Annotated in this window: 22 protein-coding genes; 9 read left to right on the top strand and 13 right to left on the bottom strand. The window is 59.9% G+C overall.

The window, feature by feature from the left end; translation table 11 throughout:
* The first annotated feature begins 108 nt into the window (after window positions 1–108).
* Window positions 109–342, top strand: coding sequence for a DUF1161 domain-containing protein (locus FX982_RS07240; RefSeq protein ID WP_172610157.1), 234 nt, complete (start codon window positions 109–111; stop codon window positions 340–342).
* Window positions 343–416: 74 nt separating this feature from the next.
* Here the strand turns inward: FX982_RS07240 and FX982_RS07235 are convergent, their stop codons facing one another.
* Window positions 417–833, bottom strand: a complete 417-nt coding sequence (locus FX982_RS07235) for a hypothetical protein (RefSeq protein ID WP_172612998.1) — start codon at window positions 831–833, stop codon at window positions 417–419.
* A 108-nt stretch (window positions 834–941) separates the two neighbouring features.
* Here FX982_RS07235 and FX982_RS07230 point away from each other — a divergent pair, with 108 nt between their 5' ends.
* Window positions 942–2,009, top strand: coding sequence for an aminopeptidase (locus tag FX982_RS07230; protein ID WP_172610156.1), 1,068 nt, complete (start codon window positions 942–944; stop codon window positions 2,007–2,009).
* A gap of 40 nt (window positions 2,010–2,049) precedes the next feature.
* On the opposite strand, the gene FX982_RS07225 is transcribed toward FX982_RS07230, so the two are convergent.
* Together FX982_RS07225 and FX982_RS07220 are read right to left on the bottom strand one after the other, a co-directional pair.
* The gene (locus tag FX982_RS07225; protein ID WP_172610155.1) at window positions 2,050–2,700 is read right to left on the bottom strand and encodes an HAD family hydrolase; all 651 of its coding nucleotides are present in this window, start codon (window positions 2,698–2,700) and stop codon (window positions 2,050–2,052) included.
* An 8-nt stretch (window positions 2,701–2,708) separates the two neighbouring features.
* The gene (locus tag FX982_RS07220; protein ID WP_172610154.1) at window positions 2,709–3,257 is read right to left on the bottom strand and encodes a gamma carbonic anhydrase family protein; all 549 of its coding nucleotides are present in this window, start codon (window positions 3,255–3,257) and stop codon (window positions 2,709–2,711) included.
* Between the two features lie 90 nt (window positions 3,258–3,347).
* Here FX982_RS07220 and prlC point away from each other — a divergent pair, with 90 nt between their 5' ends.
* Both prlC and FX982_RS07210 read left to right on the top strand, forming a co-directional pair.
* The gene (prlC, locus tag FX982_RS07215; protein ID WP_172610153.1) at window positions 3,348–5,399 is read left to right on the top strand and encodes an oligopeptidase A; all 2,052 of its coding nucleotides are present in this window, start codon (window positions 3,348–3,350) and stop codon (window positions 5,397–5,399) included.
* Complete coding sequence (locus tag FX982_RS07210) at window positions 5,396–5,683, top strand: YheV family putative zinc ribbon protein (protein WP_122534299.1); 288 nt, start codon at window positions 5,396–5,398, stop codon at window positions 5,681–5,683. Before prlC ends, FX982_RS07210 begins: the two co-directional genes overlap by 4 nt.
* A gap of 125 nt (window positions 5,684–5,808) precedes the next feature.
* On the opposite strand, the gene FX982_RS07205 is transcribed toward FX982_RS07210, so the two are convergent.
* On the bottom strand, window positions 5,809–7,386 hold the full coding sequence (locus FX982_RS07205) for a hypothetical protein (protein ID WP_172610152.1): 1,578 nt from the start codon (window positions 7,384–7,386) through the stop codon (window positions 5,809–5,811).
* Between the two features lie 194 nt (window positions 7,387–7,580).
* Window positions 7,581–8,234, bottom strand: a complete 654-nt coding sequence (locus FX982_RS07200) for a dual specificity protein phosphatase family protein (RefSeq protein ID WP_172610151.1) — start codon at window positions 8,232–8,234, stop codon at window positions 7,581–7,583.
* Between the two features lie 194 nt (window positions 8,235–8,428).
* On the opposite strand from FX982_RS07200, the gene FX982_RS07195 reads away from it, so the two are divergent.
* The 3 genes from FX982_RS07195 to FX982_RS07185 all read left to right on the top strand — a co-directional run bounded on the left by FX982_RS07195 (window position 8,429) and on the right by FX982_RS07185 (window position 12,120).
* Window positions 8,429–9,487: a PA0069 family radical SAM protein gene (locus FX982_RS07195; RefSeq protein ID WP_172610150.1), complete on the top strand. Its 1,059-nt coding sequence runs from the start codon at window positions 8,429–8,431 to the stop codon at window positions 9,485–9,487.
* 306 nt (window positions 9,488–9,793) lie between these two features.
* The gene (locus FX982_RS07190) at window positions 9,794–10,459 is read left to right on the top strand and encodes a carbonic anhydrase (RefSeq protein WP_420793012.1); all 666 of its coding nucleotides are present in this window, start codon (window positions 9,794–9,796) and stop codon (window positions 10,457–10,459) included.
* A gap of 131 nt (window positions 10,460–10,590) precedes the next feature.
* Window positions 10,591–12,120 carry a SulP family inorganic anion transporter gene (locus FX982_RS07185; RefSeq protein WP_172610149.1) on the top strand — a complete coding sequence of 510 codons (1,530 nt, stop codon included), beginning with the start codon at window positions 10,591–10,593 and terminating at the stop codon, window positions 12,118–12,120.
* A 22-nt stretch (window positions 12,121–12,142) separates the two neighbouring features.
* Here the strand turns inward: FX982_RS07185 and FX982_RS07180 are convergent, their stop codons facing one another.
* The gene (locus tag FX982_RS07180; RefSeq protein ID WP_172610148.1) at window positions 12,143–12,793 is read right to left on the bottom strand and encodes a hypothetical protein; all 651 of its coding nucleotides are present in this window, start codon (window positions 12,791–12,793) and stop codon (window positions 12,143–12,145) included.
* 151 nt (window positions 12,794–12,944) lie between these two features.
* Here FX982_RS07180 and FX982_RS07175 point away from each other — a divergent pair, with 151 nt between their 5' ends.
* Entirely contained in the window at window positions 12,945–13,577 is a 633-nt protein-coding gene (locus FX982_RS07175) for an SCO family protein (RefSeq protein ID WP_172610147.1), read from the top strand.
* Between the two features lie 46 nt (window positions 13,578–13,623).
* Here FX982_RS07175 and FX982_RS07170 read toward each other — a convergent pair whose 3' ends face one another.
* The 3 genes from FX982_RS07170 to FX982_RS07160 form a co-directional block, all read right to left on the bottom strand.
* Window positions 13,624–14,397, bottom strand: a complete 774-nt coding sequence (locus tag FX982_RS07170; RefSeq protein WP_172610146.1) for a MetQ/NlpA family ABC transporter substrate-binding protein — start codon at window positions 14,395–14,397, stop codon at window positions 13,624–13,626.
* Window positions 14,398–14,462: 65 nt separating this feature from the next.
* Complete coding sequence (locus FX982_RS07165; protein WP_065987960.1) at window positions 14,463–15,137, bottom strand: methionine ABC transporter permease; 675 nt, start codon at window positions 15,135–15,137, stop codon at window positions 14,463–14,465.
* Entirely contained in the window at window positions 15,137–16,144 is a 1,008-nt protein-coding gene (locus FX982_RS07160) for a methionine ABC transporter ATP-binding protein (RefSeq protein WP_074886255.1), read from the bottom strand. Before FX982_RS07160 ends, FX982_RS07165 begins: the two co-directional genes overlap by 1 nt.
* Window positions 16,145–16,525: 381 nt before the next feature.
* On the opposite strand from FX982_RS07160, the gene katE reads away from it, so the two are divergent.
* The gene (katE, locus tag FX982_RS07155) at window positions 16,526–18,685 is read left to right on the top strand and encodes a catalase HPII (protein WP_172610145.1); all 2,160 of its coding nucleotides are present in this window, start codon (window positions 16,526–16,528) and stop codon (window positions 18,683–18,685) included.
* 72 nt (window positions 18,686–18,757) lie between these two features.
* Here the strand turns inward: katE and FX982_RS07150 are convergent, their stop codons facing one another.
* The 4 genes from FX982_RS07150 to FX982_RS07135 form a co-directional block, all read right to left on the bottom strand.
* On the bottom strand, window positions 18,758–19,471 hold the full coding sequence (locus FX982_RS07150; RefSeq protein WP_172610144.1) for a PA5502 family lipoprotein: 714 nt from the start codon (window positions 19,469–19,471) through the stop codon (window positions 18,758–18,760).
* A gap of 157 nt (window positions 19,472–19,628) precedes the next feature.
* Window positions 19,629–20,411, bottom strand: coding sequence for a zinc ABC transporter permease subunit ZnuB (gene znuB / locus FX982_RS07145; RefSeq protein ID WP_172610143.1), 783 nt, complete (start codon window positions 20,409–20,411; stop codon window positions 19,629–19,631).
* Window positions 20,404–21,204, bottom strand: coding sequence for a zinc ABC transporter ATP-binding protein ZnuC (znuC, locus tag FX982_RS07140; RefSeq protein ID WP_172610142.1), 801 nt, complete (start codon window positions 21,202–21,204; stop codon window positions 20,404–20,406). The genes znuB and znuC overlap by 8 nt, the downstream gene beginning before the upstream one ends.
* Window positions 21,204–21,686 carry a Fur family transcriptional regulator gene (locus FX982_RS07135; protein ID WP_172610141.1) on the bottom strand — a complete coding sequence of 161 codons (483 nt, stop codon included), beginning with the start codon at window positions 21,684–21,686 and terminating at the stop codon, window positions 21,204–21,206. Before FX982_RS07135 ends, znuC begins: the two co-directional genes overlap by 1 nt.
* Window positions 21,687–21,723 lie beyond the last annotated feature (37 nt).

The raw sequence follows: 21,723 nt of genomic DNA, 5'->3' as shown, positions 1-21,723 counted from the left end.
GGCCCGCAATTGCGGGCCATCTTCGTTATGGACGCGCCAGAACCGGCGTGCGCCCCCACGGTCACATGCAAGGCCGATGCGTGTCGCACGGTGTCGAAGGAGTCGATCATGAAACGTATCGCCGCAATCCTGATTCTCGGTGCGCTGACCACCAGTGCCTTTGCCGCCCCCAAGCCCTGCGAAGAGCTCAAGGACGAAATCGAAGCCAAAATTCAGGCTCAGAACGTTAGCTCTTACACGCTGGAAGTCGTCACCAACGAGGAGGTCCATGATCAGAATATGGTCGTCGGCACCTGCGAAAACGGCACCAGGAAGATCATTTATCAGAACAACGATCGATAGTCCGGTGTAAGCGAAAGCTTTTCGTAAGCCTCAGATGAGCAAGTTCGTTTGCGCGCTGACCTCGCGATCACGCGTCAAGGGATGCAGAAAATCTCCCCCTCCTCCGCGAGCACATTGCGCTGCTCGTCCCGCAACTGCGCGTCGATGTCGTTGGTGATATTGCGCACGTCGAGGCGATAGCGGTGGCCGGCCTCGAAGCGGTCGTAGTTGATCGTCACGTAGCAGGTTCGCTCGTTGTAGATGTCCATCGATAAGCCCATCGCACCGGGCGCGTATTCGTAGTCGTAACGCACTTCCAGCTTGTGCTTGCCGGGCGTCACCTGAAAGAAGCGACCGTCGTAGGTGCGTACGCCGTCGAGCTTGTCGGCCATCAGGGTTTTGCCGGTGAAGGTATGCAGGTCAACCCACGCCTGCTGGGGATCAACCGCGGGCAGCGGCCCCGCGCATCCGGCCAGAAGACTCAGGGCAATGATGGACAGAGGCAAGCGCATGACGAACTCCGCAATGGGGCAGATGGCGATGATGGTTGCGTCAGAGGCGGGCTGTCCGGCATAACGCTGATGTGTAGGCATCATGAATATCGACGTTAAGGCAGCTGCATGATTCGATCGAAAAAGGCCTGGCTGCAACGTGGCTTGCCGATGCTGGCAACTTTACTCCTCGGCGGCTGTTCCAGTCTTTCCTATTACTCGCAACTGGCCAGCGGCCAGATGGCCCTGCTGCGAGCGCGCGAGCCGGTTGCCGACGTCATCGCGGATCCGAATCGCGATACCCAGTTGCGCGATCACCTCCTCAAGTCGCAGCAAGCCCGTGCGTTCGCGACCGAGCATCTGCACCTGCCGGATAACCGCAGCTACCGCCTTTACGCTGACATCCATCGCCCGTTTGTTGTCTGGAACGTGTTCGCGACTGGCGAATTTTCCCTGGATCCTGTCACCCATTGCTTCCCCATTGCCGGGTGCGTGGCCTATCGCGGCTATTACACTCAAGGCGCCGCGCGCGGGGATGCGGCTGTGCAGAAGCTTGAGGGAAAGGACGTGTATGTCAGCGGCGTGGAGGCGTATTCGACGCTTGGCTGGTTCGATGACCCGATCATGAGTTCGATGATGAACTGGGGCGATGAGCGACTGGCCACGCTGATCTTCCACGAGCTGGCGCACCAGCGGTTTTACGTGAAGGACGACAGCGAGTTCAACGAGTCCTACGCCAGTTTTGTGGAGCAGGAAGGCACCCGCCAGTGGCGCGCGGCGCGTGGTTTACCTGCCGAAGGAGGATCTTCGGAAGCCCGGCGACGTGATCAGCTGACCGAACTGGCCCTCGTCACCCGCGATCGGCTGAAGGCGCTGTACGCCGAGCCGCTGAGTCCGCAGGTGATGCGCGAACGCAAGGCCGCTGAGTTCGAGCGTCTGCGCAGCGAGTATCGGCAGTTGCGCGACAGCCAATGGGGCGGCGACAAGCGTTTCGACGGCTGGGTGTATGCGCCGATGAACAACGCACGCCTGTTGCCCATCGGTTTGTACGATCAATGGGTGCCGGCGTTTGAAGCGTTGTTCAGGCAGGTGAGCGGTGATTGGCCTGCGTTCTATTCGGCGGTGGAAAAGTTGGGCGAATTGCCCAAGGAAGAGCGCAAGGCCGCGTTGGAGCGGCTGGCTAAAAAATCCACGTAGTGCCGGCGCCGTGGTGATCGTTCCCACAGATTGAGTGCTCTCAGCTTTTGAGAAACGCCTCATGCAGCGCGCCCACCGAATCAAAATGATAGGTCGGCGCCTCGGCCTCCAGCTCCTCCCGACTGCCAAATCCATACCCCACCGCCGCCACGTCCAAGCCGTTGCGCTTGCCGCCAATCAAATCGTGTTTGCGGTCGCCGACCATCAGCGTCTGTTTCGGATCGAGCTGCTCTTCATCCAGCAAGTGCCGGATCAGCTCGACTTTGTCAGTGCGGGTGCCGTCCAGCTCGCTGCCGTAGATCACCTTGAAATGGCGCGCGAAGTCGAAATGCCGGGCGATTTCATGGGCGAACACCCAAGGCTTGGACGTCGCGATGAACAGCGTACGGCCCTGATCCGAGAGCATGTCGAGCAGTTCGAAGATGCCGTCGAACACCAGATTCTCGTACAGGCCCGTCACCTTGAAACGCTCGCGGTAAAAGCCCACCGCGTCCCAGGCCTTTGCTTCGTCGAAGTCGTAGGCGCGCATGAATTGCTGCAACAGCGGCGGGCCGATGAAGTGCTCGAGCCGAGTGATGTCGGGTTCGTCGATGCCCAGCTTGCTCAAGGCAAACTGGATGGACCGGGTGATGCCTTCGCGCGGATCGGTCAGGGTGCCGTCCAGGTCGAACAGAATATTCTGGTAATGCATGTGTGCTCTCAGCAGGGTTTGTCGAAGCCTTCGGCCAGATGCTGGTCTTTCAGCTTTACGTAATTGGTCGCGCTGTAGGGGAAGAAGGCGACCTCTTTCTCGGTCAGCGGACGCATCTGCTTCACCGGACGTCCTACGTAGAGAAACCCGCTCTCGAGGCGTTTGCCGGGCGGCACCAGACTGCCCGCGCCGATGATCACCTCATCCTCCACCACCGCGCCGTCCATGATCGTGGTCCCCATGCCGATCAGAATGCGATTGCCGACGGTGCAGCCGTGCAGCATGACCTTGTGGCCGATGGTCACCTCATCGCCGATCAATAGCGGGAAACCGTCCGGGTTGAACGGGCCGGCGTGGGTGATGTGCAGCACACTGCCGTCCTGCACGCTGGTGCGCGCGCCGATGCGGATGCGGTGCATGTCGCCACGGATGACGGTCAGCGGCCAGACCGAACTGTCGGCGCCGATTTCGACATCGCCGATCACAATCGCCGAATGATCGACAAACGCCCGCTCTCCAAGGGTTGGGGTGTGGTTCTGGAACGTGCGAATGGCCACGATAGGCTCCTTCTCTGGCGCCGATAGCTGCGGTCGGCGTCGATTGTAATTAAGATGCGTGGGTGTTTCTTTTAGCCAAGGTGCCAAACCGTGAGCGCGAACAACCCTCTGTTGCAATCCTACGACCTGCCACCTTTCTCGGCGATTCGCGCCGAGCATGTAAAACCTGCCATCGAACAGATTCTCGCCGACAACCGCGCCGCGATTGCCGACATCCTCGCCAAGCAAGGTTCGCAGCCTACATGGGCTGGCCTGGTGCTGGCGATGGACGAACTCAATGATCGCCTGGGCGCCGCCTGGAGCCCGGTCAGCCACTTGAACGCCGTGTGCAACAGCGCGGAACTGCGCGAGGCCTATGAGTCCTGCCTGCCGGCCCTGAGCGCCTATTCGACGGAAATGGGCCAGAACCGCGAACTGTTCCAGGCCTTCGAAGCCTTGGCCAACAGCCCTGAAGCGGCCAGTTTCGATGTCGCACAGAAGACCATTCTTGAACAATCGCTGCGCGACTTCCGCTTGTCGGGCATCGACCTGCCGCCAGAACAGCAAAAACGCTACGCCGAAGTGCAGAGCAAGCTGTCCGAGCTGGGCAGCCAGTTCTCCAACCAGTTGCTCGACGCGACTCAAGCCTGGAGCAAGCACGTCACTGACGAAGCCGCCCTCGCCGGCCTGACTGATTCGGCCAAGGCGCAAATGGCCGCCGCGGCCCAGGCGAAAGACCTGGAAGGCTATCTGATCACGCTCGAGTTCCCGAGCTACTACGCTGTCATGACCTACGCCGAAGGCCGCGCGCTGCGCGAGGAAGTTTACGCGGCGTATTGCACCCGCGCGTCAGACCAAGGCCCGAACGCAGGCAAAAACGACAACGGCCCGATCATGGAGCAGATTCTCGATCTGCGTCAGGAGCTGGCCAAACTGCTGGGTTTCGCCAGCTTCTCCGAGCTGAGCCTGGCCACCAAAATGGCCGAGTCCAGCGATCAGGTCCTCAGCTTCCTGCGTGATCTGGCCAAGCGCAGCAAGCCGTTTGCCGCTCAGGATCTGCAGCAGTTGAAAGCCTATGCCGCCGAACAAGGCTGCCCGGACCTGCAGAGCTGGGACAGCGGTTTCTATGGCGAGAAGCTGCGCGAACAGCGCTACAGCGTTTCCCAGGAAGCCCTGCGCGCCTACTTCCCGGTCGACAAAGTGCTCACCGGCCTGTTCGCTATCGTACAAAAACTGTACGGCATTGAAATCGCCGAGCAGAAGGGCTTCGACACCTGGCACCCAGACGTCCGCCTGTTCGAAATCAAGGAAAACGGCCAGCACGTCGGGCGCTTCTTCTTCGATCTCTACGCCCGTGCCAACAAGCGTGGCGGTGCGTGGATGGACGGCGCCCGCGATCGTCGTCGCACGGCTGAAGGCACGCTGCAAAGCCCGGTCGCCAACCTGGTCTGTAACTTCACCCCGGCGGTCAGCGGTAAGCCGGCGTTGCTCACCCACGATGAAGTCACCACCCTGTTCCACGAATTCGGCCACGGTCTGCACCACCTGCTGACCCGCGTCGAACACGCGGGTGCGTCGGGGATCAATGGCGTGGCTTGGGATGCGGTCGAGCTGCCAAGCCAGTTCATGGAAAACTGGTGCTGGGAGCCGGAAGGCTTGGCGTTGATTTCCGGCCATTACGAAACCGGCGAGCCGCTGCCACAGGACCTGCTGGAGAAAATGCTGGCGGCGAAGAATTTCCAGTCCGGCCTGATGATGGTCCGCCAGTTGGAATTCTCGCTGTTCGACTTCGAACTGCACGCCACCCACGGCGACGGCCGCACCACGCTGCAAGTGCTCGAGGGCGTGCGTGACGAGGTGTCGGTGATGCGTCCGCCTGCGTACAACCGTTTCCCGAACAGCTTCGCGCACATTTTTGCTGGCGGTTACGCGGCGGGCTATTACAGCTACAAGTGGGCCGAAGTGCTGTCTGCCGATGCGTTCTCGAAGTTCGAGGAAGAAGGCGTGTTCAACGAGCAGACCGGCCGGGCGTTCCGTGAAGCCATTCTGGCGCGGGGCGGGTCCCAGGCGCCAATGGTGCTGTTCGTCGACTTCCGCGGACGCGAGCCGTCGATTGACGCACTCTTGCGCCATTCGGGCTTGAGTGAGGAAGCGGCAGCATGACCGAGACACCGCGGGTGATTACCAAGAAACGCTTTATCGCCGGGGCGGTTTGCCCGGCGTGCAGCGAGCCTGACAAGTTGATGATGTGGAACGAAGACGACGTGCCGCACCGTGAGTGCGTGCACTGTGGTTATTCCGACACCCTCAATGCGCAGGGGCAATCGATCCCGACAGAACTTGGCACGCGGGTGAACAAGCCTGCGGTGAAGCCGGCGGATCCCAAGGTGCAGGGCGTGCAGTTCTTCCCGAATCCTAAGTTGAAGAAGCCGGTTGATCCGAGTTGACGTGATCTCGGATAAAGAAAGGGATACCCGTCGTGGGTATCCCTTTTTTGTAGCGTTTGTGGATTACCGTGCGCCGCCGATAGAACCGAAAGAGATTTTGCCACCGATGGCCCTGGTGTAATTCGTCACTTTGACGTCGCTGTTTGAATAGCTGCTATTGAAGCTCGGGATGACCACGGGAAGGGTAATGTCGCGCAGAATCTCGACAGTCGTCCGCCCCTCGTTGAAATGCCTTGGGGATGGCCCGTGAGCGTGAAAGACGCACCCGCTTTGGCTTTGATGATGCGGGCCGACTTGATTTCATCGTTGGAGCAGCCAAAGCTGTTGCTCTTCATCTTCATGGTGTAGCTCGAACTGAAAGGAATCACGCAGTCCAGGTTCTGACTGGCGTTAGTGCCCTCGTAGAACGCCACGGATGCGTCCGAGAAGTCGGTGGGTGTCCGGCCAATGACAATGCGTGACGTCTTACCATCAAGCCCGTTGTTGCGGTTATAAACGGCTTGGTAATTGCTGTTGCTCGCGTCGGACTCGAAACTCGGAATGACCACACGCTCCCCAATTCCAATGTTGCGCTTTACATCGATGGTGATGTGATCGTCCTGAGTATTGCCAGTGCCACTGTCGAACAACTGAATGCGGGTTCCAGTGGCAACACCCGACAAGGACATCGACCTCGCCTCATCGTTTTCACAACCGTTGGCCTTGCGATTGACCACCCCGGTACGGACAGGGATAACGCAGACAATGTCTTGTGACCGGCTTGCATTTCGACCTTCATGCAGAAAGATGCCGCCGTTGTTGAGCGCCGCGGTATAACGCTCTGCCTCACCGCTCTTGTAATTGTTGATACCAACGTAGTTGGGGGCAACACCACAGTTGTCCTGGCGGCGCTTGAGGTAAGTCAGGTTGTTGTCGTAGCTGGCCGAGTCGAAGACGGTAGATGTGCCCGGATGAAACTGATTCATGAGGACCAACCGTTTCCACTGCTTACCCGTCGAGGCGGCTACCTTTTCAGTGTTGAGCGCCAACCCACCCCAGCGCGTGGGGCAAGACCAGTCATGAGTACTTTCAATGCTGCTGGCAACGTTCCCCAGGGTGTCCCAATGGTTCTGCACAATCCAATCCTGATCAAACATGACCGTGATCTTTTTTCCCTGAACCCAGTAGTCGCCTGCGACCTCGCGTTTGTCTGTGAACAGGATCAGGCGGTTATTGCGTGCCGCCATCTGGTTGATCGTCGGCCACTGATTCGCAGCGAAGTTTGCCGGGTCGAATGAAACGCTCGACAGCTCCGGCAAGGTATTGAATACCTCCTGAATGTGCTCCCGCTTCACGTACGTTTCAGGGAACAACGTAACCACCTCACCTGGATTTTTTTGCAGGAAAGGCAGGAATTCGTTTTTTAAATGTGCGGATAGAGGCCCATAGCAGGCAAGTTTCTGGTGGCACACTTCAATACGTTCTTCGGGGCGAGGGTTTGAACCTTCGACATAGAGATCAAGCATGAAACCCCGGACGCCATCATTGAGCTGGGCCGGCATCTCCCTGAGGTTCTGATTGATCTTCTCGTAAGAGTTGTGGGTGGTGACCCAACTGTATTCATTGAAGGGTTTATCTCGCGAATCGAGCGTCGTCGCGTGTGCCTTGAGTGTGGCTATGCCAAAGAGTGCCGCCAGGGCAATCCGTGTGTAATTGAACGTCATTGTCGAAATCCTTTTCGATAGGGTGTTTCCGGTAAGCGTGAAATGCATCCATGCCAATATCGGCATGTGCTTAGTAGTAGTTGTATTTTGTGACAGCGCCACCCTGCCGCCAGAAGGCTGTGTTGCAAAATGCGAGGGATTTTTCGAGCCGGGGACTGGATCGATTGGCAATGGCAACGTTGAAACCGATCCCCTTAATTGATCATGCCTACTTTGTGCGACCACCCCTTAATCGCACAGAGGGCAAACACACTGGTGCTGCATGCCCCCGTGTCCATTGCCGACTTCAGTGCCGCCACATCGACGTTGTTGATGTAGGCAATCCCGCGCTTGAGGCTGTCTTCGTCGCCATAACCGCCATGTTCCATCTCATCCAGCGCCGCTTGTTTGCTCCAGCCCTGCGCAACGATGCGGTACATCGCTGCCACCAAACCGGTGCGGTCCAGCCCGTGCTTGCAGTGAATCAGCACCGGCCCGTTTTTCTGCGCGGTCTGGATAGCGCGAAGGCTTTCGATCACGTCTGCGTCGTCGATGTGCACCACCTGCAGCGGAATCTGCACCTGCGCCACGGAGGCATCGGACAGCCATTTGCTGTCACTTTCCTTGAGGAAATTGATCACCGTGTGAACGCCAAGCCGCTGCAGAAGCGGCTGTGCTGCGGCGTCCGGCTGACGACTGCGGTAAAGCGTGGGCGTTATCTGGTAGAGGTTGTAGTGCGGGTCGACGAGTTGCGCCCACTGCGCCGGGCGTGACGATTGCGCGGATGAAGCATCTTCAGCGTGAGCGAGAGACACAGAGGATATGGCCAACAGCAGGAGGAGTTGAGCAGCGAGCGGGCGAAGAAGCATGGAAGACGTACCGTGGAAACCAGCCGTTTATCGATGAGGCAAGTTTTCGCCGCGCAGGGTCAAGGCGCTGTGAGGGGCGTGTCAAAAGATAGTGAAAGCCGTTGATCGGCGCCGGAGTGTTTTTCCGGGGTGGCGCGTGAACGGCATGAGCGTTTCGCGATACTGTATGCATAACCAGTTATCAAGGAGCCGTCATGTCCATTCAGTTGCCCCCACGCGGGCGCGGCACTGCGACCAACCCCAACAACCGCTTCGCCCCCAACCGATCGGTGGCCGAAGACGACGGCTGGTATCAGGAAGTACCGCTGACCCAAGGCACCACCGTCACGCTGGAAACCGCCAAGAGCATCATCGCGCGTAACTCATCGCCCGACATTCCTTTCGACCGCTCGATCAATCCTTACCGAGGATGCGAGCACGGTTGTATTTATTGCTACGCCCGGCCGAGCCACGCCTATTGGGACATGTCGCCGGGGCTGGACTTCGAGACCAAATTGATCGCCAAAACCAATGCTGCCGCTCTGCTGGAGCAGCAGCTGTCCAAGCCAGGCTACAGCGTCGCGCCGATCACTTTGGGGGCGAACACCGATCCGTATCAGCCCATCGAGCGCGAATACACATTGAGCCGGGCGACGCTGGAAGTGCTGCTGCGCTATCGCCATCCGGTGACGATCATCACCAAAGGTTCGCTGATTCTTCGGGATCTGGACCTGCTGGCCGAGCTGGCGAAGTTGCGGCTGGTGTCGGTGTTCATCAGCCTCACGACCCTGGACGACGAGCTCAAGCGCATCCTTGAACCACGGGCCGCTGCGCCCAAGGCTAGATTGCGGGCGATCAAAGTGTTGCGCGATGCCGGTGTGCCGGTGGGCGTGTTGCTGGCGCCGATGATTCCGATGATCAATGACATGGAGCTGGAGAAGCTGATGGCCGAGGCCAAGGCCGCGGGCTCGTTGAGTGCGAGCTACGTAATGCTGCGCCTGCCACTGGAGGTTGCGCCGCTGTTCGAAGAGTGGCTCCAGGCGCATTATCCGCAAAGGGCCGAGCACGTCATGAGCCTGGTTCGTCAGAGCCGCGGCGGCGAGGTGTATGACAGCCGGTTTGGCTCGCGAATGCGCGGGGAGGGGGTATTCGCTGAGTTGCTGGCGCAGCGTTACAGCCTCGCGATCAAGAAGCATGGCTTGAACCGCCGGGAAAGTTTTCAACTCGACTGCAGCGCGTTTTGCCCACCCGGCGGTCAGATGTCGCTGCTGTGACTCGAATGGCGTCTTAACTGTGTTCCACCACAACAGCCGCTTGCGGTTTAGATTTTCTAACGCAAGACCCGCGATCTAGAGCCACGCATTCAGTTTCAATTAAGTTTGCGTCGTTAAGGTGAGTCGGAAGTGACCGATTGGTCTTGTAGGAAAAGATACGCAAGAAGACCAGAAAAAAGTGGGTCATCCACAGGATTCGCCGGAAAATCCACTTAAATCCGTCAGAGAGGATGAAACATGAGTGACCAGGATAAGCAGCCTCAGGCTGCGACGACAGGCGTAACGCCTCAGGTGGAAACCGCCGAAATGGCGTTGAAGCAGATCGTTGATGGCTTCAAGCATTTCCGCCATGACGTCTTCCCTCAGCAGGAAGAACTGTTCAAGAAACTCGCCACCGCCCAACATCCCCGGGCCATGTTCATCACCTGCGCCGACTCGCGCATCGTCCCGGAACTCATCACCCAAAGCTCGCCGGGCGACCTGTTCGTCACCCGTAACGTGGGCAACGTCGTCCCGCCGTACGGTCCCATGAATGGCGGCGTTTCTACCGCTATCGAATACGCCGTACTGGCTTTGGGCGTGCAGCACATCATTGTCTGCGGCCACTCCGATTGCGGGGCCATGCGCGCCGTTCTCAACCCCGACACCCTGGAAAAAATGCCGACGGTCAAAGCCTGGCTGCGCCATGCCGAGGTCGCCAAGACTGTTGTGCAGGACAACTGCAACTGCACCGGCGAGCACGAAACCATGCACGTGCTCACCGAAGAAAACGTCATCGCGCAGCTGCAACACTTGCGCACGCACCCCTCCGTGGCGTCCAAGCTGGCCAGCGGTCAGTTGTTCATCCATGGCTGGGTCTACGACATCGAGACCAGCGAAATCCGCGCTTACGATGCCGAGCAGGACTGCTTCCTGGCGCTGGATGGCGACCACCCGGTGCCCATGGCGTCGATCCCCCGCGGTCGATATTGATCGCCGGCTGACCCGCTGCGCCTGAGCGCAGCGGCGTTGGCCCTGACGGTTCCACCCTCATACAAGCTCGTAGCGGCCGCACATAGCGCGTGCCGCCGGGCGTCGTCACGTCTGAATTCCGGAGAGTCGTCATGGCTACTACTGATCTGAAAGCGTTGTTACCACGGGAGCTGCTGGCTTCCGTGGTGGTTTTTCTGGTGGCCCTGCCTTTGTGCATGGGGATCGCCATCGCTTCCGGCATGCCGCCGTCAAAGGGTTTGATCACCGGCATCATTGGCGGCTTGGTAGTGGGGTGGCTGGCCGGTTCGCCACTGCAGGTCAGCGGCCCGGCGGCAGGGCTGGCGGTGCTGGTGTTCGAGCTGGTCCGAGAGCACGGCATCGCCATGCTCGGGCCGATTCTGCTGCTCGCCGGTGCGCTGCAATTGCTGGCTGGACGCTTGAAGCTCGGCTGCTGGTTCCGCGTGACCGCCCCGGCGGTGGTTTACGGCATGCTGGCGGGTATCGGCGTGCTGATTGTGCTTTCCCAGGTCCACGTCATGTTCGACAGCGGACCCAAGCCTTCCGGGCTCGATAATCTCGTGGCGTTCCCGCAGACCGTAATGGGTGCGTTGGGGATGGGCAGCGCCATGCAGGCCGGTCTTCTCGGGCTGGGCACCATCGCGGTGATGTGGCTGTGGGAAAAGCGTCGGCCCCATGCACTTCGGTTCGTACCGGGCGCGTTGCTCGGGGTTGGCATCGCCACGGTAGTGAGTCTGGTGATGAGCTTGCAGGTCAAGCGCGTCGAGGTTCCGGCTAATCTTGCTGAAGCCATCGACTGGCTGCGCCCTGCAGACCTGTTGAACCTGGCCGACCCTGCCATCCTGATCGCGGCGATTGCCGTGGCCTTCATTGCCAGCGCTGAAACCCTGTTGTCGGCAGCGGCGGTAGATCGCATGCACGACGGTCAGCGATCGGACTTCGATAAGGAGCTCAGCGCCCAAGGCGTGGGCAACATGCTCTGCGGGCTGGTCGGCGCGCTGCCGATGACCGGCGTAATCGTGCGCAGTTCGGCCAACGTGCAGGCGGGTGCGAAGACCCGTCTGTCGGCGATGTTCCATGGTCTGTGGCTGCTGGCGTTCGTGCTGTTGCTGTCGAGCGTGTTGCAGAGCATTCCTGTGGCGAGCCTGGCCGGCGTGCTGGTCTACACCGGCGTGAAGCTGGTGAATGTTCAAGCGCTCAAAGGGTTGGGACGCTATGGCCGCATGCCGATGTTCATCTATGGCGCGACCGCCAGCGCGATTGTCCTGACAGACCTGTTGACGGGTGTGTTGATCGGCTTTGGCCTGACCCTGGTGAAGCTGGCGCTGAATGCTTCGCGCTTGAAGATCAATCTTGTCGACCTGCCGGCCGAAGGCGAAATGGAGCTGCGCCTTAATGGTTCTGCCACGTTCCTCAAGGTGCCGGCGCTGACGCAAACGCTGGAAACCGTGCCGCCGGGAACCACGCTGCATGTGCCGTTGGGCAACCTGACGTACATCGACCACTCCTGCCTGGAGCTGCTGGAAGAATGGGGACGCGCCAACGCGGCGCAGGGCTCGCGTTTGCTGTTGGAGCAGCGGCTGCTCAAGCGTCGCGTGGAGGGAAGAATCCGTACGTCGATCGGAGGAGCAGCGTTGCACTGAGGCGGGTAAAGGGAGTGCGGGATCAGTCTTTCCCGCGCTCCAGTTCCAGCCCTACGCCCAACTGACGTGACAGGCTGGGCCAGCGTTTCCACGCCGCATCGGTGTCCGGGCTGGCAAGGCGCTCGCGGTAGGTTTCCACCGACTCCAGGGAGAAGCTGTCGTCGTCGAGCATCTCGTCGATGGCGTGATGCACCACTTCGTCGAGCTGATTGGCGAAGGCCTCGCCGATCAGTTGATGGGCGATGACGCTGGCCACCGTGGTGTTCATCGGTATCAGCGGCTGGCCGAAATGCTTGATGTACAGATCATTCACTTCCTCCACCAGACGGTGGGCCAGATACGCCTCATCCAGCAGCCCGTCCAGACCTTCGTGGCCCGCCATGATGGCGGGAGGCGCGCTGAAGAATTGCTCGGCGATTTTCAGGACCGGCTTGATCTGGCTTTCAATGCCCGCCTGCAATGCGACGTCATGGGCGGCGTCCAGCAGGTCCGGCACCTGACCGATGTAAGCAATGACGAAACGCGTCAGCACGCCTCGCGCGTCTACGTCTGGCAAGTGAATGGACGGGTGAAGATGAGGAAGTTGCGACTCCAACTGGCGCGCTAGCTGGCCGGATTGGTTTTCGTGTTCCTGAGCTCGGGTGATCTGCTCGCGCAATGCGGCGGTGTTCATGAATGCTCCATAGGCAGTGAAACCAGGCAGTCATTATAGGGAAGTCCATACCTTAGCCTGCCCACAAATGACGCTAAGACGTAATTGTCATAACAGCTTCATGGTTATGTGCATAATCGCGCGATCGTGGATCACTCATTGTGCTGAACTCATGACCCGAACTCAAAAAACCGTATTCATCCTTGTGGCCATTCTGGCGCTGGTGCTTGGCCTGACCGTCAACCGTGTGCTGTCCGGATCGGCTCAGGGCGACCAGATCGCGCTTATCGATGCGGGGATTATCCTTCTCCCGCAGAGCCGTACCGTGCCGGATCTCTCGCTCACCGATCAGGACGGCCAGCCCGTTTCCTTGAACCAACTAAAGGGCAAATGGACGGTGCTGTTCTTCGGCTACACCTTCTGCCCGGACATCTGCCCGACTACTCTCGCTCAGCTGCGTCAGATCAAAAGCGAGCTGCCCAGTGAGGCCGTCGACAAACTGCGCATTGTGCTGGTCAGCGTCGATCCCGATCGCGACACCCCGCAACAGCTCAAACAGTATCTGGGTTATTTCGACAAGCAGTTCGTCGGTCTGAGAGCGCCGGTGGATACGCTGCAGAAGCTGGCGAATGCCGTGAGCATCCCCTACATCCCGGCGGATACCAGCAAGCCGGGCTACACGGTCGACCACAGCGGCAACCTCGCCCTCCTCGGCCCCGACGGCACCCAACGCGGCTTTATCCGCGCGCCGCTGAACAGCCAGAAGTTGGTGGCGCAGTTGCCGGGGCTGGTGGAGAGGAAGTGAAGAACGATGATCTCGGCGTTGCGCCGAGATCATTGGTGTGGGGGGATCAGAACGCCGGAACGACCGCGCCTTTGTACTTCTCGACGATGAACGCCTTGGTTTCCGGGCTGTGCAGTGCGGCGACCAGTTTCTGGATGGCCGGGGCATCCTTATTGTCTTCGCGGGTCACGAGGATGTTCGCGTAAGGCGACTCCGATCCTTCGATGATCAACGCATCCTTGGTCGGATCAAGCTTGGCGGTCAGGGCGTAATTGGTGTTGATCAGCGCCAGGTTCACCTGCGTCAGCACGCGTGGCAGAGTAGCGGCTTCCAGTTCGCGGAATTTCAGATTCTTCGGGTTCTGCTGAACATCGCCTGGCTTGGCGGTGATGCTGTTCGGGTCCTTCAGGGTAATCAGGCCGGCCTTGACCAGCAGCAACAGCGCACGGCCCTCGTTGGTGGCGTCATTCGGGATCGCGACATTAGCGCCGTCCGGCAGCTCGGCGAGGCTCTTGAGCTTGTCCGAGTAAGCGCCAAAAGGCTCGATATGAACCTTGGCCACGCTCACCAGATGGGTGCCCTTGCCCTTGTTGAACTCATCCAAATATGGCTGGTGCTGGAAGAAGTTGGCGTCCATGCGTTTCTGATCGACCTGCACGTTCGGCTGAATGTAATCGTTGAACACCTTCACGTTCAGCGTCACACCTTCCTTCGCCAGCATCGGCTTCACGAACTCGAGAATCTCGGCGTGGGGCACGGCGGAGGCTGCCACGGTCAAGGTCTCGTCAGCATGGGCAGACAGCGCCGCCACAGCAGCGAATACAGCCAACAACTTCTTCATGTCTACTACTCCTGAAATGCACGCGCGGTGGCATGCATTGGCCGGTCAGTGACCGGCGAATTCGGTTAACGGTGTGAAAAGTGCGCGACCAGCCTGTCGCCGACGGTTTGCAGGATCTGCACCAGCACCAGCAGTAATACGACCGTCACAAACATCACATCGTTCTGGAAGCGTTGGTAACCGTAGCGAATCGCCAGATCGCCCAAGCCACCGGCCCCGACCGCACCGGCCATGGCGGTGAACGACACCAGCGCAATCGCAGTCACGGTGATTGCGGCAAGAATGCCCGGACGTGCTTCAGGCAACAGCGCCTTGATCACGATCTGCCGGGTCGTTGCGCCCATGGCCTGAGTGGCCTCGATGATGCCGCGATCCACTTCCCGCAGCGCGGTTTCCACCAGGCGGGCGAAGAACGGGGTGGCGCCTGCGATCAATGGCGGCAGCGTGCCGAGAATGCCCAGCGAGGTGCCGGTGATGATTTCCGTCAGCGGCATCATCACGATCAGCAGGATGATGAACGGCAGCGCCCGCAGCATGTTCACGATCAGGCCAACGGTGGTGTAGACCGGCTTGTTCTCAAGCAACTGACGCGGCGAGGTCAGGAACATCAGCACGCCGAGCGGCAAGCCCAGCAGGACGGTGAACGCCAGCGAGACGCCGAGCATGATCAGGGTGTCGCCGGTCGCCAGCCAGATTTCGTACCAGTCGACGTTGGAAAACAGGTTGAGAAAAGTGTCCATCAGCGCAGGACCTCCATGTGAACGTCGGCTGCGGTGAAGCGGGCAAACGCGGCGTCCATGTCACCACCGGTGATGGCCAGCGTCAGTTGCCCGTAAGGCGTGTCTTTGATGCGGTCGATACGGCCGGCCAGAATGCTGTAGTCCACCCCGGTTTCCCGCGCGACCGTACCCAGCAATGGCGCGTAGGTCGCTTCGCCCTGAAACGTCAGGCGCACGATGCGGCCCTGAACGTGGGCGAAATCACTGTTCAGCTGGTTTTCGTCGACCTCTTCGTCTTCCTGCACAAAGCGCCGAGTGGTCGGGTGCTTGGGGTGCAGAAACACATCGGCCACAGCGCCCTGCTCGACGATGACGCCCGCATCCATGACCGCCACCTGATCGCAGACGCGACGGATCACGTCCATTTCGTGGGTGATCAAAACGATGGTCAGCTTCAGTTCGCGATTGATCTCGGCCAGCAGCTGCAACACCGATGCCGTGGTTTGCGGGTCGAGGGCGCTGGTGGCCTCGTCGCACAGCAGAATCTTCGGCTTGGTCGCCAGCGCGCGGGCGATGCCGACCCGCTGCTTCTGACCGCCGGACAATTGCGCCGGATATTTTTTGGCGTGGTCGGACAGACCCACGCGAGCCAGCAATTCGGCCACGCGCTGATCGATCTGCGCGCGGGACATGTCCCCGGCCAGGGTCAGCGGCATGGCGACGTTGTCGGCCACGGTCTTGGACGACAGCAGATTGAAGTGCTGGAAAATCATGCCGACCTGACGGCGGAAGCCGCGCAGACCGTCGGCGTCCAGCGCGGTGACATCGACGTCATCAACCAGGATCTTGCCGCCGCTGGGCGCTTCAAGGCGGTTGATCAGGCGCAGCATGGTGCTCTTGCCGGCGCCGGAGTGGCCGATCAGGCCAAACACCTGGCCATTTTCGATGCGCAGGCTGGTGGGGTGCAGCGCGGGAATTTCCCGATCGGCGACCCGATAGGTTTTGTGGACGTTCTGAAACTCGATCACGGAGCGAACCTTGTGGGGCGCGTTGAAAAATCAGCGTGGAGACTCATGCCTTCATCACGCTGCTGAGCGATGCCATTTCGGCTTCGGCTGGGTAAACCGGGCGCGCATTTTAGCCTGTCGAATCCGGGTTGGGCCCAGCCTTCTTAGCATTTATTTCGCACCGAACCTGCTGAACGGTCATATGGATGGCCGACTGTCAGTCTGATGATGAAAATCGAAGAATCGGAAAAACAAACGGAACGGCTGTTTTCATCATCAGTCACTTACTTAGCGCCTGAATAATGCCTGACTTCGTGTCAGGCATTTCCGCTTACGAGCTCCTGCCGCCGCCACACCCTGGTGCGCAAAAAAGGAGCCGTCCGAACTGAGGAGTTTTGTCTGATGAGTACGAACACCAATCCACCTGTTAGCGCCAACGCCAACAGTGAACTGGCTGGCACTGACACGCTGGACCGTGGCAATACCAACGCCAAGGTCGAAAGTCTTGAAACGTTCCGCTCCGACGCCACCGGCGAGGCTCTGCGCACCAATCAGGGCGTAAAGATCTCCGACAACCAGAACACGCTGAAAGTTGGCTCGCGCGGCCCTTCGCTGCTCGAAGACTTCATCATGCGCGAGAAAATCACGCATTTTGACCATGAACGCATTCCGGAGCGCATCGTCCACGCGCGCGGCACGGCGGCCCACGGTTATTTCCAGACCTATGAGAACCATTCCGCGCTGTCCAAGGCCGAATTCCTGCGCGACCCGGGCAAGAAAACCCCGGTCTTCGTACGTTTTTCCACAGTTCAGGGCCCACGCGGCTCCGGCGATACCGTCCGTGACGTACGCGGTTTCGCAGTCAAGTTCTATACCGGCGAAGGCAACTACGATCTGGTCGGCAACAACATGCCTGTGTTCTTCATCCAGGACGCCATCAAGTTTCCCGATTTCGTCCATGCCGTGAAGCCAGAGCCTCATAACGAAATCCCTACCGGGGGCTCGGCTCACGACACGTTCTGGGACTTCGTTTCCTTGGTGCCGGAATCCGCGCACATGGTGCTGTGGACCATGTCCGACCGTGCGATCCCGAAAAGCCTGCGCTCGATGCAAGGCTTTGGCATTCACACCTTCCGCATGATCAACACCGAGGGCAAGTCCTCGTTCGTCAAATTCCACTGGAAACCCAAGTACGGCACGTGCTCTCTGGTGTGGGACGAAGCACAGAAACTTGCGGGTAAGGACACTGACTTCCATCGCCGCGATCTGTGGGAATCCATCGAGATGGGTGACTATCCGGAATGGGAACTGGGCGTACAGATCGTCGCCGAGGAGGACGAGCACAAGTTCGACTTCGACCTCCTGGACCCGACCAAAATCATCCCGGAAGAGCTGGTGCCGGTAACGCCGCTGGGCAAGATGGTCCTCAACCGTAACCCGGACAACTACTTCGCCGAGACCGAGCAGGTTGCGTTCTGCCCTGGCCACATCGTGCCGGGTATCGACTTTTCCAACGATCCGCTGCTGCAAGGTCGGCTGTTTTCCTACACCGATACGCAGATCAGCCGACTGGGTGGGCCGAACTTCCACGAGATCCCGATCAACCGTCCGGTCTCGCCGAACCACAACAACCAGCGTGATGCGCAACACCGCACCACCATCGACAAGGGTCGTGCTTCCTACGAGCCGAACTCGATCGATAGCGGCTGGCCGAAAGAAACCCCTGCCGGTCCGCAGGATGGCGGATTCGAGACGTATCACGAGCGCGTCTCGGCAGAGAAGGTGCGTGAGCGCAGCCCTTCCTTTGGCGATCACTTCTCCCAGGCCACGCTGTTCTTCAACAGCATGAGCGAGCACGAGAAAGAGCACATCATCGCGGCGTACAGCTTCGAGTTGGGCAAGGTCGAGCGTGAGCACATCCGCGCCCGTCAGGTGAATGAGATTCTCGCGAATATCGACCTCACACTGGCTAAACGTGTGGCTGAAAACCTTGGCTTGCCCGCGCCGACCGCCCTGACTGTCCAGGCGCAAAGCAATGGCAAGTTGACTGTCGTCGAGTCGCCGCTGTTGAGCCAGGCGAACCTGCTGCCTGCCGATATTGCCTCGCGCAAAGTTGCCATCTTGGTCGCCAATGGCGTCGACGACAACGCTGTAGCGACAATGAAGGCTGCGCTGGAAGCCGAAGGCGCGCACGCCAAGGTGCTGGGTCCTACCTCCGCACCGGTTAAAACCGCAAGCGGCGCGACGCTGGCCGTCGATGCTTCGATGGAAGGTTTGCCATCGGTCGCGTTCGACGCTGTGTTCATCCCGGGCGGCGATGCTTCGATCAAAGCGCTGAGCGGCGACGGCGTGGCACTGCATTACGTGCTTGAGGCTTACAAGCACCTCAAAGCCATTGCATATGCAGGTGATGCACAGAAGCTGATCGACCTGCTTCGTCTGGAAGCAGATGCTGGCCTGTTGGCCGTTTCGGACAGCGCCTCGTTCAAGGCGTTCTTCGATGCGATTCAGCAGCACCGCGTTTGGGCTCGTGAGCCGAAAGCGAAGGCAATTCCTGCGTAATCTGCAGGCTAGCCGGTAGCAAAAAAGGCGTTGCCCGCGAGGGCAACGCCTTTTCTTTTGATCAAAAATCGATCAGAGCTGAGCGGGCTTCAACACAATCTTCGCAGGCTCGGTTCGCTCGATTTCACGCTGCATCTGCAGTTCGAAATCCGGGTTGATCTTTGTGACGCGCTTGGTCAGCAAGGTCGCCAGCCAAGGGTAGTCGTCGGTGCGTGGCACTTGCACGATGACGTCGCAGTTGAAGGCTGTCACGTCTTCAGCGATGTCACTCAACTGACGGCGCAGCTGCTTCATGTCCCCAAGCTTCAGCTCGATGGTTGTACTCTCGGCGCTCGGGTCGATCACCTTCGCCTTGCGCTTGGCTTCGGCAGCCCGCAGATCGGCTTCCGCCTTTTCCAGCTCGGCTTTGCGGGCGTGGGCGATGGCACCGTTGACGCCACTAGTTAGCGCCGGAGCCTTTGGCATCAGGGCACGAGCACGGCTGAGCGCGGTGGCGGCAGCGTTCATGTCACCCTTTTGCAGCACGATCTGGCTGCGGCTCAAATAAGCCTCAGCCAACTGACGCTGGTATTGCTCAAGTCGAGGGTCGTCCGGGGATTTGCTTTGCAGCGCGGCGAGTTGATCTTCCGCGGTGGCCAACTCGCTGCTGGCGATGTTTTGCTCCAGCTGCTGATAGGCATCGGGCGGCGCAACAGGCACCGGCTGCTCGACGGGCTTGCTCTGGCAAGCGCTCAACAGAACGGAAAATGCAGCAAGCAGCAGATAACGGGATGCGAACGGCTTCATTCCTGCGATTCTCTATTTGCGCAAAAAACGAGCAAGTCTACACACAAGTGGCTTGCCCCGAAAATAACTGATCACTATCGGTAGGCGGGCAAGGAGTCATTGCACATTGCCGCCATTCGATTATTGCGGAGTATGACTCTACCCGCCACCCAAGGTTCTACCGCTTGGGCAAAAGGAAGCTGAGCAGAAACAGTGCCGCCGCCGAGACCACGATGGACGGGCCTGCCGGGGTGTCTTTGAACCAGGACAACGCCAACCCCGCGCATACCGCGATGACGCCAATGATGCTCGCACCCAGGGCCATTTGCTCCGGCGAACGGGCGTGACGTTGTGCCGCAGCGGCGGGAATGATCAGCAGCGAGGTGATCAGCAACACGCCGACGATCTTCATGGCCACCGCGATGACCACGGCGATCAGCAGCATCAATGTCATGCGCAGCGTTGCCACCGGCAGCCCTTCGACCGTCGCCAGCTCTTCATGCACAGTGATCGCCAGCAGCGGCCGCCACAGCGCGCAGATCAACACCAGCACCAACGCGCTGCCTGCGAGGATCCACGCCAGATCGTTCGGGCTGATGGCCAGCAGGTCGCCGAACAGATAGCCCATCAAGTCGATGCGCACATCACGCATGAAGCTCAACACCACCAGCCCGAGTGACAAGGTGCTTGGCGCTAGAATCCCCAGCAGCGTGTCGGACGCCAGCGGTTGACGTTGCTGCAGGGTTACCAGCAACACTGCGAGCAGCAGGCAGCCCACGGTCACGGCGATCGTCGGGCTGATATCCAGCAGAAAGCCCAGTGCCACGCCGAGCAACGCGGCGTGGGACAGCGTGTCGCCAAAATAAGCCATGCGCCGCCAGACCACGAAAGACCCCAGAGGGCCTGCCACTACCGCTAACGCGAGGCCTGCGAGCAAGGCGTAAAGAAGAAAATCAGCCATGCTTGCAGCTGTCCCCGTGGTCATGAGTGTGGGTATGGGCGTGATCGTGAGCCGGCGCGGGTTGGCAGACTTCGCCATGCAGGTCGTGCGCATGATCGTGATGATGGTGGTAGATCGCGAGGCTCGGGGCGTTCAGGCCGAACAGCTCCACGAAGGCAGGATCGTTGCTGACCTGCTCGGGATGACCGGAGCAGCACACATGGCGATTGAGGCAGACCACCTGATCGGTGGTGCTCATGACCAGATGCAGGTCATGGGAAACCATCAGCACGCCGCATTGATGCCGGTTGCGCAGCTGAGTGATCAGCGCGTACAGCTCGGCCTGTCCGGCGACATCGACGCCCTGCACCGGCTCGTCGAGCACCAGCAGCTCCGGCTTGCGCAACAGCGCTCGCGCCAGTAGCACGCGCTGCATCTCGCCACCGGAAATCCCTTGCAGCGGGCTGTCGATGACCTTTTCGGCGCCGACCTCGACCAGCGCCGCCCGTGCGGTATCGCGATCGACGCCGGGTACCAGACGCAAGAAACGCAAGACCGACAACGGCAGCGTGGCATCAATGTGCAGCTTCTGGGGCATGTAACCGACGCGCAGTTTCGGCTTGCGCCAGATTTCGCCCGAATCAGCCTTGAGCAGCCCGAGCACGGCGCGCACCAGCGTGGTCTTGCCCGCCCCATTGGGGCCGATCAGGGTGACGATTTCACCTGAACTGACGCTCAGCTGGATATGTTCCAGTACGCTCTGGCCGGCGCGTGTCACGCTGACGTCCTTCAGGCGGATCAGTGCATCGCTCATCAGGCGGCCTTGCATCCGGCACATACGCCAACGACTTCGACAGTCTGGGCTTCAACGGCAAAGCCCACCTCGTTGGCGGCGTCGACTATGGCCGAGCTGATGCTGCCGTGCTGCAGCTCAATGGCGGCGTGGCACTCGCGGCAGATCAGGAACTGGCCCTGATGCGCGTGGGTCGGGTGGTTGCAACCGGCAAAGGCATTCAACGACGCGATGCGGTGCACCAAGCCGTTTTCCAGCAGAAAGTCCAGCGCGCGGTACACCGTGGGCGGCGCGGCGCGGCGGCCGTCTTCTTCGCTGAGCACGGCGAGGATGTCATAGGCGCCCAGCGGCTTGTGGCTCTGCCAGACCAGCTCCAGCACGCGACGACGCAGGGCCGTCAGGCGCAGGCCTTTGCCCGCGCACAGCGTGTCGGCTTCAGTGAGCGCACTGTGCACGCAGTGGGAGTGATCGTGGGGGCGACTGGCCAGGGGTGTTTTAGACATGAGCGGCGACGGCCTTTGAGAGAGACGTTATTATGTT

Origin of the sequence: Pseudomonas graminis, from assembly GCF_013201545.1 — a bacterium.
Lineage (GTDB): Bacteria > Pseudomonadota > Gammaproteobacteria > Pseudomonadales > Pseudomonadaceae > Aquipseudomonas.
Note: the sequence above shows the minus strand (reverse complement) of the source record. Positions and strands in the feature narration are given on the sequence as shown.